The 15,181-nt window shown below is 56.5% G+C and carries 13 protein-coding genes; 8 read left to right on the forward strand and 5 right to left on the reverse strand.

The window, feature by feature from the left end; translation table 11 throughout:
- Positions 1 to 233 precede the first annotated feature (233 nt).
- From map to OTG14_RS13430, 4 genes are all read left to right on the forward strand, one after another.
- The gene (map, locus tag OTG14_RS13415; RefSeq protein WP_023310454.1) at positions 234 to 1,028 is read left to right on the forward strand and encodes a type I methionyl aminopeptidase; all 795 of its coding nucleotides are present in this window, start codon (positions 234 to 236) and stop codon (positions 1,026 to 1,028) included.
- Between the two features lie 63 nt (positions 1,029 to 1,091).
- A complete protein-coding gene (glnD, locus tag OTG14_RS13420; protein ID WP_024907520.1) occupies positions 1,092 to 3,767 on the forward strand; it encodes a bifunctional uridylyltransferase/uridylyl-removing protein GlnD in 2,676 nt (891 codons plus the stop codon).
- A gap of 32 nt (positions 3,768 to 3,799) precedes the next feature.
- Complete coding sequence (dapD, locus tag OTG14_RS13425; RefSeq protein ID WP_008501915.1) at positions 3,800 to 4,624, forward strand: 2,3,4,5-tetrahydropyridine-2,6-dicarboxylate N-succinyltransferase; 825 nt, start codon at positions 3,800 to 3,802, stop codon at positions 4,622 to 4,624.
- 111 nt (positions 4,625 to 4,735) lie between these two features.
- Positions 4,736 to 5,125, forward strand: a complete 390-nt coding sequence (locus tag OTG14_RS13430) for a DUF3461 family protein (RefSeq protein WP_008501916.1) — start codon at positions 4,736 to 4,738, stop codon at positions 5,123 to 5,125.
- Between the two features lie 59 nt (positions 5,126 to 5,184).
- Here OTG14_RS13430 and cdaR read toward each other — a convergent pair whose 3' ends face one another.
- The 3 genes from cdaR to dgt form a co-directional block, all read right to left on the reverse strand.
- Entirely contained in the window at positions 5,185 to 6,342 is a 1,158-nt protein-coding gene (cdaR, locus tag OTG14_RS13435) for a DNA-binding transcriptional regulator CdaR (protein ID WP_023334570.1), read from the reverse strand.
- Positions 6,343 to 6,488: 146 nt separating this feature from the next.
- Positions 6,489 to 7,925 carry a serine endoprotease DegP gene (gene degP / locus OTG14_RS13440; protein WP_024907518.1) on the reverse strand — a complete coding sequence of 479 codons (1,437 nt, stop codon included), beginning with the start codon at positions 7,923 to 7,925 and terminating at the stop codon, positions 6,489 to 6,491.
- Positions 7,926 to 8,056: 131 nt separating this feature from the next.
- Positions 8,057 to 9,571 carry a dGTPase gene (dgt, locus tag OTG14_RS13445; protein WP_024907517.1) on the reverse strand — a complete coding sequence of 505 codons (1,515 nt, stop codon included), beginning with the start codon at positions 9,569 to 9,571 and terminating at the stop codon, positions 8,057 to 8,059.
- 82 nt (positions 9,572 to 9,653) lie between these two features.
- Here dgt and mtnN point away from each other — a divergent pair, with 82 nt between their 5' ends.
- The 3 genes from mtnN to OTG14_RS13460 are packed head-to-tail and all read left to right on the forward strand — an operon-like array spanning position 9,654 to position 11,790.
- Complete coding sequence (mtnN, locus tag OTG14_RS13450; RefSeq protein ID WP_024907516.1) at positions 9,654 to 10,352, forward strand: 5'-methylthioadenosine/S-adenosylhomocysteine nucleosidase; 699 nt, start codon at positions 9,654 to 9,656, stop codon at positions 10,350 to 10,352.
- Entirely contained in the window at positions 10,345 to 11,145 is an 801-nt protein-coding gene (btuF, locus tag OTG14_RS13455) for a vitamin B12 ABC transporter substrate-binding protein BtuF (RefSeq protein ID WP_024907515.1), read from the forward strand. Before mtnN ends, btuF begins: the two co-directional genes overlap by 8 nt.
- A 27-nt stretch (positions 11,146 to 11,172) precedes the next feature.
- Complete coding sequence (locus tag OTG14_RS13460; RefSeq protein ID WP_024907514.1) at positions 11,173 to 11,790, forward strand: TRIC cation channel family protein; 618 nt, start codon at positions 11,173 to 11,175, stop codon at positions 11,788 to 11,790.
- 93 nt (positions 11,791 to 11,883) lie between these two features.
- Here the strand turns inward: OTG14_RS13460 and erpA are convergent, their stop codons facing one another.
- Together erpA and clcA are read right to left on the reverse strand one after the other, a co-directional pair.
- The gene (gene erpA / locus OTG14_RS13465) at positions 11,884 to 12,228 is read right to left on the reverse strand and encodes an iron-sulfur cluster insertion protein ErpA (RefSeq protein ID WP_013095643.1); all 345 of its coding nucleotides are present in this window, start codon (positions 12,226 to 12,228) and stop codon (positions 11,884 to 11,886) included.
- Between the two features lie 85 nt (positions 12,229 to 12,313).
- Positions 12,314 to 13,714, reverse strand: a complete 1,401-nt coding sequence (clcA, locus tag OTG14_RS13470) for a H(+)/Cl(-) exchange transporter ClcA (protein ID WP_267215221.1) — start codon at positions 13,712 to 13,714, stop codon at positions 12,314 to 12,316.
- A gap of 177 nt (positions 13,715 to 13,891) precedes the next feature.
- Between clcA and hemL the strand changes: the two genes are divergently transcribed.
- Complete coding sequence (hemL, locus tag OTG14_RS13475) at positions 13,892 to 15,172, forward strand: glutamate-1-semialdehyde 2,1-aminomutase (RefSeq protein WP_048990257.1); 1,281 nt, start codon at positions 13,892 to 13,894, stop codon at positions 15,170 to 15,172.
- Positions 15,173 to 15,181: the final 9 nt, after the last annotated feature.

Here is a 15,181-nt window from a genome sequence, read left to right on the forward strand (position 1 = left end):
TACGTGTGTGTTGTTACACAAAGTGAGATTTGTCGCTTCCGTCCAGCCTGTGTATCTGAGATGGATCGGAAGTCCGGCGCGCTTTATACCACAAAACACGACCAGAAACCAACAGTTGTTGGCGGAGTGTGCTGTTAATGATTCTCAATTTGGCACGGGGTGTGCCTGACTGATACCATTGACGACACTTAGACTAGTATTGTCGAAAAAATCGACACCGATGGACAGAATACATGGCTATCTCTATTAAGACACCTGAAGAAATTGAAAAGATGCGCGTCGCCGGTCGTCTGGCCGCGGAAGTGCTGGAAATGATCGAGCCGTTCGTAAAGCCGGGCGTCAGCACCGGTGAACTGGACCGTATCTGTAACGACTATATCGTGAACGAGCAGCACGCGGTTTCGGCCTGCCTCGGCTACCACGGTTTCCCGAAATCCGTCTGCATCTCTATTAATGAAGTGGTGTGTCACGGCATTCCGGACGATGAAAAACTGCTGAAAGATGGCGACATCGTCAACATTGACGTGACCGTCATTAAAGACGAGTACCACGGTGACACCTCAAAAATGTTCATCGTTGGCAAGCCGACTATTCTTGGCGAGCGTCTGTGCAAAGTGACGCAAGAGAGCCTCTACCTGGCGCTGAAAATGGTTAAACCGGGTATTCGCCTGCGTACCATCGGTGCGGCAATCCAGAAGTTTGTGGAAGCAGAAGGTTTCTCCGTGGTGCGCGAGTACTGCGGTCACGGCATTGGTCGCGTCTTCCATGAAGAACCGCAGGTTCTGCACTATGATGCAGATGACGGCGGCGTGGTGCTGCAAAAAGGCATGACCTTTACCATTGAGCCGATGGTCAACGCGGGTGACTACCGCATCCGTACCATGAAAGACGGCTGGACGGTGAAAACCAAAGACAGAAGCTTGTCTGCGCAGTACGAGCATACTATTGTGGTAACAGACAACGGCTGCGAAATTATGACGTTGCGCAAGGATGACACCATCCCGGCGATACTGACGCACGACGAATGATAAAAAAGCCGGCAAATGCCGGCTTTTTTAATGGCTATAGTTTTTTCTTATGGGTGGCGCACGATGAGTAATCTTTTACCCGAACAGTATGCTAACACAGCACTTCCCACCCTTCCCGACCAGCCCGATAACCCGGGCGTCTGGCCGTCGCACGAGCTGACCTGCGCGCATATTAAAGCCCACATGGATGTTTTCCATCGCTGGCTGGGCAGCGCGTTCGACGCAGGCGTGTCGGCCGAGCAGCTCATTGAAGCGCGCACCGAATTTATCGACCAGCTTCTGCAGCGCCTGTGGATCGATTACGGGTTTGGGCAAATCAGTGATGTTGCGCTGGTTGCCGTCGGGGGCTATGGCCGCGGTGAGCTGCATCCGCTTTCCGATATCGATCTCCTGATCTTAAGCCGCAAAAAGCTGCCGGACGAACAGGCGCAAAAAATTGGCGAACTGCTGACGCTCCTCTGGGACGTGAAGCTGGAGGTCGGCCACAGCGTGCGCACCCTGGAAGAGTGTCTGCTGGAAGGGTTATCCGACCTGACCGTCGCCACCAACCTGATTGAAACCCGTCTGCTGATTGGCGACGTCGCGCTGTTTCTGGAGCTGCAAAAGCACATCTTCAGCGACGGCTTCTGGCCGTCAGAAAAGTTCTTCGCCGCGAAGGTCGAGGAGCAAAACCAGCGTCACCAGCGCTACCACGGCACCAGCTATAATCTTGAGCCCGATATTAAAAGCAGCCCCGGCGGCCTGCGCGACATCCATACCCTGCAGTGGGTCGCTCGCCGCCATTTTGGCGCCACCTCGATGGACGAGATGGTCGGCTTCGGCTTCTTAACCGAGGCAGAGCGTAACGAGCTGAACGAGTGCCTGCACCTGCTGTGGCGCATTCGATTTGCCCTGCATCTGGAAGTCACCCGCTACGATAACCGTCTGCTGTTTGACCGCCAGCTCAGCGTGGCGCAGCGCCTGAATTATCAGGGCGAAGGCAACGAGCCGGTTGAGCACATGATGAAGGATTTCTTCCGCGTCACCCGCCGGGTGACCGAGCTGAACCAGATGCTGCTGCAGCTGTTCGACGAGGCCATTCTGGCCCTGACGGCGGATGAGAAACCGCGCCCGATTGATGACGAATTCCAGCTGCGCGGCACGCTTATCGATCTGCGCGACGAAACGCTGTTCATCCGCGAGCCGGAAGCGATTCTGCGGATGTTCTATACCATGGTGCGCAACAGCACCATCACCGGGATCTACTCCACCACCCTGCGCCATCTGCGCCATGCGCGCCGTCATCTGACGGAGCCGCTGTGCTATATCCCGGAAGCGCGCTCGCTGTTCCTGAGCATGCTCCGCCACCCGGGCGCCGTCAGCCGTGGGCTGCTGCCGATGCACCGCCACAGCGTGCTGTGGGCCTATATGCCGCAGTGGTCGCACATTGTCGGACAGATGCAGTTCGATCTGTTCCACGCCTACACGGTGGATGAACACACGATCCGCGTGATGCTCAAGCTGGAAAGCTTTGCAAAAGAAGAGACGCGCTCCCGCCATCCGCTGTGCGTGGAGCTATGGCCGCGCCTGACCCACCCGGAACTGATCCTGATTGCTGCCCTGTTCCACGATATCGCCAAAGGTCGCGGCGGCGATCATTCGGTACTGGGTGCACAGGACGTACTGAAATTTGCCGAGCTGCACGGCCTGAACTCACGTGAAACGCAGCTGGTGGCCTGGCTGGTACGCCATCATCTTCTGATGTCGGTTACCGCGCAGCGTCGTGACATTCAGGATCCTGAGGTGATCAAGCAGTTCGCGGAAGCGGTTCAGACGGAAAACCGTCTGCGCTATCTGGTCTGCCTGACGGTGGCCGATATCTGCGCCACCAACGAAACGCTGTGGAACAGCTGGAAGCAGAGCCTGCTGCGCGAGCTGTACTTCGCTACCGAAAAACAGCTGCGTCGCGGGATGCAAAACACCCCGGACATGCGCGAGCGCGTGCGTCATCACCAGCTGCAGGCGCTGGCGCTGCTGCGGATGGATAATATTGATGAAGAGGCGCTACACCAGATATGGGCCCGCTGCCGTGCCAACTATTTTGTCCGCCACAGCCCAAACCAGCTTGCGTGGCACGCGCGGCACCTGCTGAAGCACGACCTGTCCCAGCCAATGATTCTGCTGAGCCCTCAGGCCACCCGCGGCGGAACGGAGATTTTCATCTGGAGCCCGGACCGACCTTATCTGTTTGCTGCGGTCTGCGCCGAGCTGGACAGGCGAAACCTGAGCGTTCACGACGCGCAGATTTTCACCACCCGCGACGGCATGGCAATGGACACCTTTATCGTGCTGGAGCCGGACGGCAGCCCGCTGTCGTCGGACAGGCATGAAGGGATACGTTTTGGTCTGGAACAGGCGATTACCCAGCGCAGCTGGCAGCCCCCGCAGCCGCGTCGCCAGCCGGCGAAATTGCGCCACTTTACCGTCGATACCGAGGTCAACTTCCTGCCGACCCACACCGACCGTAAATCGTTCCTGGAGCTGATCGCGCTCGACCAGCCGGGGCTGCTCGCCCGCGTCGGCCAGGTTTTTGCCGATCTGGGAATTTCGCTCCATGGCGCCCGAATTACAACGATTGGCGAGCGAGTAGAAGATTTATTTATAATCGCGACAGCGGACCGGCGTGCCCTTAATAATGACCTGCAGCTTGAAGTGCAACAACGGTTGACAGCAGCCCTCAATCCAAACGATAAAGGGTGATATGTTTTTTAGTGAAATGGAAAGAGTAAACAATGCAGCAGTTACAGAACGTTATTGAGTCCGCTTTTGAGCGTCGCGCCGAGATTACCCCGGCAAATGTGGATACCGTGACCCGTGAAGCGGTAAACCAGGTGATTTCCCTGCTGGATTCCGGCGCGCTGCGCGTGGCAGAAAAAATCGACGGTCAGTGGGTCACTCATCAATGGCTGAAGAAAGCCGTGCTGCTCTCTTTCCGTATCAACGATAACCAGGTTATCGACGGAGCTGAAAGCCGCTACTTCGATAAAGTCCCTATGAAATTCGCTGACTACGACGAAGCGCGTTTCCAGAAAGAAGGCTTCCGCGTGGTGCCACCTGCGGCTGTGCGTCAGGGCGCCTTCATCGCACGTAATACCGTGCTGATGCCATCCTACGTGAACATCGGTGCCTACGTTGACGAAGGCACCATGGTTGACACCTGGGCGACTGTTGGCTCATGCGCGCAGATCGGTAAAAACGTTCACCTGTCCGGCGGCGTGGGCATCGGTGGCGTTCTGGAGCCACTGCAGGCTAACCCGACCATCATCGAAGACAACTGCTTCATCGGCGCGCGCTCTGAAGTGGTTGAAGGCGTGATCGTTGAAGAAGGCTCCGTGATCTCCATGGGCGTTTACATCGGTCAGAGCACCCGTATTTACGACCGTGAAACCGGCGAAGTTCACTACGGTCGCGTTCCGGCGGGCTCCGTGGTGGTTTCCGGCAACCTGCCGTCAAAAGATGGTAAATACAGCCTGTACTGTGCGGTTATCGTGAAGAAAGTGGATGCGAAAACGCGCGGTAAAGTGGGCATCAACGAGTTGCTGCGCACCATCGATTAATCGGGTATAACAAAAAGCGGGGGCAACCCCGCTTTTTTTGTATCTGAGAGTGGCGAAAATAGATTTTTTCGTTAATTATTCAAAGGTTATGTTGAGATCAAGGGTACCGCTATGTACGATAATCTGAAAAGTCTGGGCATTACCAATCCTGATGAAATTGATCGTTACAGCCTCCGTCAGGAAGCCAATAACGATATTCTGAAAATCTATTTTCACAAGGACAAAGGAGAGTTTTTCGCCAAAAGCGTGAAGTTTAAATATCCACGCCAGCGTAAGACCGTTGTTGCTGACGGTGTAGGACAGGGATACAAAGAAGTACAGGAAATCAGCCCTAACCTGCGATATGTGATCGATGAACTCGATCAGATCTGCCAGCGCGACCGCACCGAAGTCGATCTCAAGCGCAAGATCCTTGACGATCTGCGTCACCTTGAAAGCGTTGTGACCAACAAGATCAGCGAGATTGAAGCGGATCTTGAGAAGTTAACCCGCAACAAATAAGTTGAGTGCGGCCTGATGCCCTCACCCCGGCCCTCTCCCACAGGGAGAGGGTGAAACCCTTATCGCTGTTCATCCAGCTGCAGCGCCACATACAGCAGCAGCCTGTCGTCGAAATTCCCCAGATCCAGCCCCGTCAGCTCTGAAATTCGGTTTAACCGATACTCCAGGGTATTGCGGTGAATAAACAGTGCTTTTGACGTCGCCAGCGGTTGCACGTTATGACGGAACCATGCCTGCAATGTGCGGCGCAGCAGGCCGTTATTGTCCATGGCTTTCAGACGCGCTAATGGCCGTGCCAGCTCATTGGCCTGCCAGCCCCCGCGCAGGCTGTCGAGCAGCACCGGCAGCATCAGGTCCTGATAGAAATAGCTGCGACTCTCCGGCATCCGCTGCTTGCCCACCATCATGGTGGTGCGCGCGGTACGCCAGGAGCGGGCGATGCTGCCCGGCCCGGTAAAGTAGTTGCCCAGCGCAACGCGAAAACGCAGCTGACCATTCTCCTTCATCCGGGAGATCAGCAGCTCCACGCGACGACGATGATCTTCCGCATCCCAGCGGCCGAACGCGTTGAGCGCCGGTTTGAGTACCACCATTTCCGTCAGAGAAACGATCGCCACCAGGTTATCGCGCTCCGGCGTGGCCAGCGCATTTTGCAGCTGCTGCAGCTCGGCCATCGCGCTGTCTACGCCCAGCTGGCCGCTATCGACCTCAATGACCGCCACCACGCGCGGCTGGTTCAGATCGATCCCCAGACGCTGCGCCCATTCGCTGAGCGCGGGCGTGTGCTCTTCCGCCTGAATAAGGTTCATCACCAGCTCTTCACGCAGGCGGCTGTCCTGGGCAAGCAGGTGCATCAGGCGCGACTGCTCCAGCATCATCTCTGCCGTCATACAGACCAGCTCACCGTATTTTCGCAGTGACTCGGGCTCGCCGGTCAGGCCGATGACCCCCACAATCTCGCCTTCAAGGCGCAGCGGTAAATTGATGCCCTGACGGACGCCGTGCAGGTGTTTCGCTACCGCATCGTCGATATCCACGACCCGCCCCTGGGAAAGCACCAGCAGCGCGCCTTCGTGCAATTCCCCAATACGCTCGCGATCGCCGCTGCCAATAATGCGCCCGCGGGCATCCATCACGTTGATATTGGTATCAATGATGCGCATGGTGCGCGCCACGATATCCTGCGCCATTTTGGTATCAAGATGCCAGCCAGCCATAGAACCCTCCCGTGAGCAGAGCTCAAGCATAGGGAAGTTCAGCGACGGCTGCATTGTGCGAATGCACAAAGAGAGAGGGAGAAGTATGGAGTTGTGGCAAGAATCACAGAAAAGAGAAAGCCCCTGCGAACAGGGGCTTTAGAGGTTTACTGCATCAGCAGATAAAGCGAGGTATCACCACGCTGGATATTCAGCGCCAGCACGGAAGGCTTGCTGTCGAGGATCTTGCGCAGTTCAGCGATATTTTTCACCGGCTGCTGGTTAGCGCCCATGATCACATCGCCTTTTTTGAGGCCGATACGGGCTGCCGGTGAATTCGCTTTCACGTTGTTCACCACCACGCCTTTGTCTGCGCCTTTATTGCTCATCTCGGCACCTTCAATGCCGCTGAAGATAGTGCTGGAATCTACCTGATTCTGGCTGCTCTGCTGCAGCTCCAGGCTCACGTTAACCGGCTTACCGTCGCGCAGCAGGCCGAGGGTCACTTTGCTGCCAATCGGCATTGAGCCCACTTCGGCACGCAGGGCGGCAAAGCTGCTGATCGGCTTACCGTTCAGGGAGGTGATCACATCCCCCGCTTTAATGCCCGCTTTCGCCGCGGAGGAGTTCGGCATCACCTGGCTGACGAATGCCCCGCGCTGGGCGTCAACTTTCATCGCCTTAGCCAGTTCGGAGTTCAGCTCAGTCCCGAGGATACCCAGCTCGCCGCGTTTTACCTGGCCATACTGCACCATCTGCGCGGTAAGGTTTTTCACCATGTTACTTGGGATAGCAAAGCCGATCCCGATGTTGCCGCCGTCCGGTGCCAGGATCGCGGTGTTGATACCGATCAGCTCACCGTTCAGGTTCACCAGCGCACCGCCGGAGTTACCGCGGTTGATCGCCGCATCCGTCTGGATGAAGTTTTCATAGTTCTCGGCATTGAGGCCGCTACGGCCCAGCGCAGAGACGATACCCGAGGTCACGGTTTCACCCAGACCGAACGGGTTACCGATCGCCACGGTATAGTCGCCCACGCGCAGCGCGTCGGAGTCGGCAATTTTAATCGCCGTCAGGTTTTTCGGATCCTGGATCTGGATCAGCGCGATATCGGAGCGCGGGTCTTTACCCACCACTTTGGCGTCGAACTTACGGCCATCGCTCAGCTGAACCTTAATGCTGTTCGCGTTATCGACAACGTGGTTGTTAGTGACGACATAGCCTTTCGCTGCATCAATGATTACCCCCGAGCCAAGCGCCATGAATTTCTGCTGCTGGCCGCCGCCCTGGCTGTCATCCCCAGCACCACCGCCCTGACAGAACGGAGAGCTCTGGAATGGCGAACCGTCCTGGCAGAACGGCGAGTTGTCACCGAAGAACTGCTGGAAGTTACGCGGCATACGCGGCGTATTGACGGTCGTACTGCCCTCAACGTTAATACTCACCACCGATGGCATCACTTTTTCGAGCATCGGTGCCAGGCTTGGCATCTGCTGCGCGGTTGCTGCCGACGACGCGGTCTCAGCTGCAGTAGCAGTCAGAGGAGACAGCGCTAAACCTAAACTCAGAGCCAGTGCACTCATTGCTAATGTGGTTTTTTTCATGTTTCTCAATCTCGATTTACAGGTAACGCAAAATTGCTGTGTAACTCAGATTCGTTTTATACCGCTTAGTTCCGGCGATAAGTTTATGGAAAAGGTAAAAATTTATTGGCCGTCTTTACAAAACTCCGGGATTATTCCACCGCCATAAGCTTGCGGTATTCATCCCAGGCATACAAATCCGTCATGCCGCTGATATAGTCCTGGATTAGACGGCTGCGATAATAATATTCCATCACCGGCCATTGGGAAGAGTGGCGATCCAGCTTGCCAATCGCTTCGACATACGCCAGACGATGCCGGGTAGAGAGTTTCTGATAAAGCCGCGATTCGATAGGTATTCTGCGCACGCGCTCGTGTTCCACCAGCTCGCTGAACTCGTCGACCGACAGCTGGAGCAACGGGGAATAAATTTCCAGTAACCCACTGATTACCCGATAACCCTGCAGCTCTAACTGCTCGACATCCGGATGGCTAAATACATGCCGCATCGCCACATGTTTATAAAGCTCAAGGAGTTGACTGAAACTGCTGTCATCTTCCAGCAGCGCGTGGTTGAATTCCCCGCTGAAGATGAGCGGTAAATTATCAATAAAGCGCGACGCCGCATACGGCACCAGTTTATTTAATGTATTGACCCGCAAATACATAAAGAACTGGTCTTCTGTACTACGGCTTAATGTATTTGAGCGCGATTTTTCCCAGGCATTTTCGACAACCTGCGCAAACAGCGAGCCTTTTTCATGAGTACCCCAAGCCGCATAAAGATGCTGATAAAGCTCCTCAACGCTGAAGATTCTTTTCTCAACGGCATCTTCCAGATCGGCCACGCAATAGGAAATATCATCGGCGGCTTCCATAATCCAGGTCAATGGAAAGCGGCCGTTTGGCGTCAATGAAAGTTCTTTACGTAGCCGTTCAATATAGGCCTCTTCGGAAAGGTAATAGCCCGGTTTTTTCATTAAATAGCTGTGGGACGCGGGCGTATCTCCCATCCACCACGCGGGGCGGGTATATTTCAGAATGCAGCCGACCTGTGCCCAGGTCAGGTTCATGCGCATCAGGGAGTGGACCAGCCGGATCCCCTGCGCGTTGCCCTCGAAGTGACACAAATCCTGGCGCACTTTGCGTCGCAGATCGTTCAGCCCCTCTTCGCCTTCACGCAGGCGTAAATCGCGTACGATACAGCGGTCGTCGCTCAGCGGCTGGCTTACCGCATCCGAAGGGTAAAGCCGCTGCTTAAACCAGTCATTGATCGCCGCCTCACCAAAGTGGCCGAAAGGCGGGTTGCCGATGTCATGCATCAGGCAGGCCATCTCAACGATGCTCTCAAAAGGCCCCGTCAGCTCGTCCAGACCATAGGTTTCCAGTAAGCGCTGCTCTTTGAGACGGCTTAAAATCTCTTTGGCAATGTAGCGCCCGACCTGCTGCACCTCCATGGAGTGGGTTAAGCGCGTGCGCACCGCGGCGTTACGCTCAAGCGGAAAGACCTGGGTCTTTTGCTGCAGACGGCGGATGGCTGGCGAGTTAATGATCCGCCCGCGATCGCTTTCGAAGATACGCAGGATCTCATGTTCGCTCTTGTCGCCCTGCGGCGAACGGAAACGTCGGTGCCAGTTAATTTTGGTGCGAAAATCGATTGGTGCCATGTGCTCCCCCGCGTGAGAATGCGTTTCCCCTTAACCGCATGATAGACTATGCATCTTAACAAGGCACATCGCGAGTAAATCTATGAAAATCGGCATTATTGGTGCAATGGAAGAAGAAGTTACGCTACTGCGTGACAAAATTGAGAACCGTCAGACCCTCTCTCTTGGTGGTTGTGAGATCTACACCGGCCAGCTGAACGGTGTTGACGTGGCTCTGCTGAAATCAGGCATCGGTAAAGTGGCAGCTGCGCTGGGTGCAACCCTGCTGCTTGAGCGCTGCAAGCCGGACGTGATCGTTAATACCGGCTCTGCGGGCGGCCTGGCGCCGACGCTGAAGGTGGGTGATATCGTTGTCTCCGACGAAGCGCGTTACCACGATGCTGACGTCACCGCGTTCGGTTACGAGTACGGTCAGCTCCCGGGCTGCCCTGCTGCTTTTAAAGCTGACGACAAACTGATTGCGGCGGCGGAGACCTGCATCGCAGAACTCAACCTCAACGCGGTACGCGGTCTGATTGTCAGCGGTGATGCTTTCATCAACGGCTCCGTTGGGCTGGCGAAAATCCGTCATAACTTCCCTCAGGCGGTTGCCGTTGAGATGGAAGCGACCGCGATTGCGCACGTTTGCCATAACTTCAGCGTACCGTTCGTGGTGGTTCGCGCCATCTCTGACGTGGCAGACCAGCAGTCCCACATCAGCTTCGACGAGTTCCTGACCGTTGCGGCAAAACAGTCCACCGTGATGGTGGAACGCCTGGTGCAGAATCTGGCACGTGGCTAAACATACCGTCAGGGCGCTGGCCGCCCTGCTTCTTCTCGCACCGCTGTGGCTCTATGCTGTACCGCGCGTGATTACACTCTCTCCCGCAAATACGGAACTGGCGTTTGCCGCCGGGATCACGCCCGTTGGCGTGAGTAGCTATTCGGATTATCCGCCGCAGGCCGCGGGAATTGAACAAGTCGCCACCTGGCAAGGGATGAACCTTGAGCGCATCGTGGCGCTTAAACCGGATCTCGTGCTGGCCTGGCGCGGCGGTAACGCCGAGCGGCAGGTCAACCAGCTCACCTCGCTTGGCATAAAAGTGATGTGGATTGATGCCGTCAGCATTGAGCAAGTCGCTCAGGCGCTACGCGCCCTGGCACCCTATAGCCCTACGCCCAAAAAAGCCGAGGCGGCGGCGAAACAGATGCTGAGCGACTATGCCGCGCTGAAATCCCGATACGATACCCCTGTTAAAAAGCGCATCTTCCTGCAGTTTGGCAGCCAGCCGCTGTTCACCACCGGAAAAGGGTCGATTCAGAACCAGGTGCTGGAAGTCTGTGGCGGTGAAAACATCTTTGCAGCCAGCCGGGTGCCGTGGCCCCAGGTTAGCCGTGAACAGGTCCTGGCGCGCCAGCCGCAGGCTATCGTCGTGGTCGGAAATGCGAGCGAAATTCCCAAAATTGAACAATTCTGGCAACGGCAGCTAAAAATACCGGTAATTCCCCTTAACAGCGACTGGTTTGAACGCGCCAGCCCGCGTATTATCCTCGCCGCAAAACAGCTCTGTGCCGCGCTGGCAGAGAGTCACTAACATAAGACCCTTTTCGAGGATTTAACGATGCTCGTTTATTGGCTGGATATTCTTGGCACAGCCGTTTTTGCTATCTCCGGCGTCCTGCTCGCCGGAAAACTACGCATGGATCCGTTTGGCGTGCTGGTGCTTGGGGTCGTGACCGCCGTCGGTGGCGGGACAATCCGCGATATGGCGCTGGCGAATGGCCCGGTGTTTTGGGTGAAAGATCCTACCGATCTGGTGGTCGCGATGGTCACCTGTCTGTTAACCATTGTGCTGGTTCGCCAGCCCCGCAGATTACCCAAATGGATATTGCCGGTACTGGATGCCGTCGGTCTGGCCGTGTTTGTCGGTATTGGCGTCAATAAGGCGTTTAATGCGGGTACCGGTCCAATGGTGGCAATCTGTATGGGCGTATTAACCGGCGTGGGTGGTGGGATCATTCGCGACATTCTGGCGCGTGAAGTACCGATGATCCTGCGTACTGAAATTTACGCGACGGCCTGTATCGCGGGGGGCATTGTCCACGCGACCGCGTACTACACGTTTGCACTTCCGCTGGAAAACGCCGCGATGCTGGGGATGGTCGTGACGCTGGTGATACGTTTAGCGGCGATACGCTGGCACCTGAAGCTGCCGACGTTTGCGCTGGATGACCGGTAAAAGCAAAACGGTAACCTGACGGTTACCGTTTTTAGTCTTTTCTCCCTCTCCCTGTGGGAGAGGGCCGGGGTGAGGGCATCAGCCCACATCCTCTTAAATACTGAACGAAGAACCACACCCGCAGGTGCTTGTTGCGTTCGGGTTGGTCACCACAAAGCGCGAACCTTCCAGACCTTCGGTGTAATCCACCGAACCGCCCACCAGATATTGCAGGCTCATCGGGTCAACCACCAGCGCAACGCCCTGTTTCTCGATAGTCATATCGCCATCGTTAACCTGATCGTCAAAGGTAAAACCATACTGGAAGCCGCTGCAGCCGCCACCGGTAATATAGACGCGCAGTTTCAGATCCGGATTGTCTTCGTCTGCAATCAGGGTTTTCACTTTGTTGGCTGCTGCTTCGGTAAATTCCAGCGGCAACGCTACATCATCACTCATCATATGCTCCCATGAATACTGCTACTGCGATTGGGTAAAATTCACCCAATTCTTTGTGTCATTATCTAATACCCTGGTAATTCATTCAAGTATTCTGCGCTGCGGCCCGTTCCGCCTCTTGTTTTGCCAGAGTACGCGCAAGGATGGTGGAGTATAGCGGCTTTCCACCCAGGAACTGGGCTAATAGTGTCGCGCCGAGACAGGTAATGATCATTGGCAAAATGAGCTGGTAATTGTCCGTCATCTCCAGCACCAGCACGATCCCGGTCAACGGCGCACGCAGGGATGCGGCCAGCAGCGCTCCCATTCCGGCGATGGCAAAGGTCCCGGCGTCAAGATGATAGGCGGGAAAACCCACTTCAGCCGCCATTCCAAACGCGGTGCCCAGCAAGGTCCCCAGCGCCAGCATCGGGGCAAATATCCCGCCGGGCGCGCCGGAGGAAAAACAGAGTACCGTCGTGATGACGCGGGAGATAAACATGAACAGCAGCAGACCCACGCTGAAATTCCCCGCCGCCGCAATGGGAATCAGCCCGAACCCGCCGCCTGCGGCATTCGGCTCGATAAACCCGAGCACGCCACACATTCCGCCCAGCAGGCCGCCCATCAGCACCCATTTCGTGGTGTTCCCGCCGTGAATGCGCTGGAACATATCCTGAGCGCGCAGGATAAAGGTGTTAAACAGCGGCCCCACCACGCCAAAAATCATGCCGAGGATCAGGTAAAGCCACAGGGTGTTAACCGGTGCGTTGGTCAGTTTACCCACCTCAATGACCGCCCCTTCGCCGTTAAAGAGGCGAAAGATGATGCTCGACATAATGACGCCGGTAAACACCGCTTTAATGGAGATCAGGTTGTAGCGAAACTGCGCGCGCATCTCTTCGATAATGAACAAAATGCCCGCCAGCGGCGCGTTAAACGCCGCCGACAGCCCCGCCGCCGCACCGGTAGCCAGCAGCGTATGGCGCGCTTCGGCGCTTCGCATCCGAAACAGATCGCCCACCATGCGGCCGACGTTCCCCCCCAGCTGTACCGTGGGCCCTTCCCGGCCAAGTACCATGCCTGCGCCCAGCGTACCCATGCCGCCGATGAATTTAACCGGAATCACCCGCCACCAGCGCACCGGACGCAGCTCCTCCAGCGCACCTTCAATTTCCGGGATGCCCGACCCGCCCGCCTCCGGCGCGAATTTACGCACCAGAAAATACCCCACCATGGCAAACAGCGCAGACAGCCCAAATGCCCAAACCCAGACCAGCCATTCGCTATCGGCGAAACCGGCCACGGTGCCCACTCGCCAGTTGAGTACGGCATTAACCGCTTTTTCAAACGCCACGCCAATCAGCCCCGCGAGAGTCCCCACCACGGCAGCGGCCAGCAGGATCGCCAGCGGCGTTTTATCGCGATTGAGCAGCCGCCGAATACTGACCCGGTGCCGGGCGCGCGTAAACTGTTGTTCTTCAAAAGACGGAGAATCTGATTTCATGTCCTGTTCTTATTCGTCATACAAAAAGCCGCGAGGATTTTACCAGAGACAGCCCCACCGTCTCCTGAAAATTACTTAACAAATCTTAAAGCATTACCCGGCTAAAAATTTCATAACCTTCCCCGAATCACTTAGAATAGTGGGCTTAATCATTTTATACGAACCAGGAACGACGCCATGAGCAAGTCTGAAAACCTCTACAGTGCAGCCCGCGAGCTTATTCCGGGTGGCGTGAACTCACCTGTGCGCGCCTTCACCGGCGTGGGCGGTACGCCGCTGTTTATCGAACGTGCTGACGGCGCGTATCTGTATGATGTCGATGGCAAAGCCTATATCGATTATGTCGGCTCCTGGGGCCCGATGGTGCTGGGGCACAACCACCCGGCTATTCGTAATGCGGTGATTGAAGCTGCCCAGCGCGGCCTGAGTTTCGGCGCGCCAACCGAAATGGAAGTGAAAATGGCAGAGCTGGTGACCGAGTTGGTGCCTACCATGGACATGGTGCGTATGGTGAACTCCGGTACCGAAGCCACCATGAGCGCCATCCGCCTGGCGCGCGGTTTTACCGGTCGCGATAAAATCATCAAGTTTGAAGGCTGCTACCACGGCCATGCGGACTGCCTGCTGGTGAAAGCCGGTTCCGGCGCGCTGACGCTCGGCCAGCCAAACTCACCTGGCGTACCGGCCGATTTCGCTAAGCATACCCTGACCTGCACCTACAACGATCTGGACACCGTTCGCGCGGCGTTCGAGCAGTATCCGCAGGAGATCGCCTGCATCATCGTTGAGCCGGTTGCGGGCAACATGAACTGCATCCCACCGCAGCCTGAGTTCCTGCCGGGCCTGCGCGCCCTGTGCGACGAGTTCGGCGCGCTGCTGATCATCGATGAAGTGATGACCGGCTTCCGCGTAGCGCTGGCGGGTGCCCAGTCTTACTACGGCGTTGAGCCGGACCTGACCTGCCTCGGCAAAATCATCGGCGGCGGCATGCCGGTCGGCGCATTCGGCGGTCGTAAGGACGTGATGGAAGCCCTGGCGCCAACCGGCCCTGTTTACCAGGCGGGCACGCTCTCCGGTAACCCCATCGCCATGGCCGCGGGCTTTGCCTGCCTGACCGAAGTGGCCCAGCCAGGCATTCACGAAACCCTGACCGACCTGACGACGCAGCTGGCAAACGGACTGCTTGAAGCGGCAGAGGAAGCCGGTATTCCGCTGGTGGTTAACCACGTGGGCGGCATGTTCGGGATCTTCTTCACCGATGCGAAAACCGTGACCTGCTATCAGGAAGTGGTGAAGTGCGACGTTGAGCGCTTCAAGCGCTTCTTCCACCTGATGCTGGAAGAAGGCGTGTATCTGGCACCGTCCGCGTTCGAAGCGGGCTTTATGTCCGTGGCGCACAGCGAAGAAGATATCAATAACACCATCGACGCGGCGCGTAAGGTGTTTGCGAAGCTCTAAGGTCATTGC

The organism is Enterobacter pseudoroggenkampii (assembly GCF_026420145.1).
GTDB lineage: Bacteria > Pseudomonadota > Gammaproteobacteria > Enterobacterales > Enterobacteriaceae > Enterobacter > Enterobacter pseudoroggenkampii.